Here is a 1,302-nt window from a genome sequence, read left to right on the forward strand (position 1 = left end):
CTTGGGTTCTAACGGTCGTCGCAACACCCCAGCTGAAGGGGTGCGATGGACTTCGAGATCCGAGCGAATCGGGAGCCGCAGGGGCCGAGGAGGCTCCGTGCCGAGCGGGCGGAATACTTCCGGCTCATGCAACAGGGCTACAGCAACAAGGAGGCGTCCCGGCTGGTCGGCGTCCACGAGCGGACCGGACGCGAGTGGCGCAACGGCCGGACGGACCCGAACAGGTTCCGGGCGCCCGCTCGACCCGAGCGGGCGCCCGTCGCCACGCCCGGACCGTCCCGGTACCTGCGTGAGGACGAGCGCATCCACATTGCCGACCGGCTCCGGGAGAAGGCCGGCGTTCGCACGATCGCCGCCGAGCTGGGCCGCAGCCCGTCCACGGTCAGCCGGGAGATCCGGCGCAACAGCCATCCGGGCAGCGGCAGTTACCGCCCCCATGCCGCGCAGGCCCGCGCGGATGCCCGCCGGCCCCGGCCCAAGCGCGCAAAGATCGGACAGATCCCGCAGCTGCGGGACTTCATCCAGGACCACCTCGACAGGAAGTGGAGCCCGGAGCAGATCTGTCAGGCTCTGCGGGACACCTTTCCCGAACGGCCGGAGATGCATGTGGTCCACGAGACGGTCTACCAGGCCCTCTACGTTCAAGGCCGGGGCGAGCTCCGCCGCGAGCTGGCAGCCGCCCTGCGCTCGGGACGGGCACACCGCAAACCGCACCGCCAGGCCAACTGCCGCCGACCGCGCTTCGCCACTCCCATGGTCATGATCAGCGAACGCCCGGCGGACGCGGACGACCGTGCGGTTCCCGGGCACTGGGAAGGCGACCTGATCATCGGCAAGGACAACGCCTCCGCGATCGGCACCCTGGTCGAACGCCACACCCGCTACGTGATGCTCCTGCACCTGCCGAACGGCCGCACCGCCGAGCACGTCCGCGACGCCCTCGTCGCCACCGTGCGGACCCTGCCCGCCCACCTGGTCCGCTCACTGACCTGGGACCAGGGCGCCGAGATGGCCGCCCACGGCTCGTTCACCGTCGCCACCGGCGTCCCGGTCTACTTCTGCGACCCGGCCAGCCCCTGGCAGCGCGGCTCCAACGAGAACACCAACGGCCTGCTCCGCCAGTACTTCCCCAAGGGCACCGACCTGTCCGTCCACACCCCGCAGGACCTGGTCCACGTCGCTGCCGAACTCAACGGCCGCCCACGCAAAACGCTCGGCTGGGAAACCCCAGCCGAGCGCCTGCATAAACTCATCGCAGCCTAAACAACCGACCACGTGTTGCAACGACCCCTAGAAACCACC

1 protein-coding gene is annotated in these 1,302 nt (G+C 70.0%); it reads left to right on the forward strand.

Features of this window, described 5'->3' with window-relative positions:
• The first annotated feature begins 126 nt into the window (after positions 1–126).
• Positions 127–1,263 carry an IS30 family transposase gene (locus ACIHEI_RS37470; protein ID WP_396609992.1) on the forward strand — a complete coding sequence of 379 codons (1,137 nt, stop codon included), beginning with the start codon at positions 127–129 and terminating at the stop codon, positions 1,261–1,263.
• The last annotated feature ends 39 nt before the right edge of the window (positions 1,264–1,302 follow it).

It is taken from the genome of Kitasatospora sp. NPDC051984 (genome assembly GCF_044593455.1).
GTDB lineage: Bacteria > Actinomycetota > Actinomycetes > Streptomycetales > Streptomycetaceae > Kitasatospora.

Bases quoted from the DNA above. Each gene is read 5' to 3' on its own strand.
- ACIHEI_RS37470 (WP_396609992.1), top strand. From the start codon at position 127: ATGCAACAGGGCTACAGCAACAAGGAGGCGTCCCGGCTGGTCGGCGTC.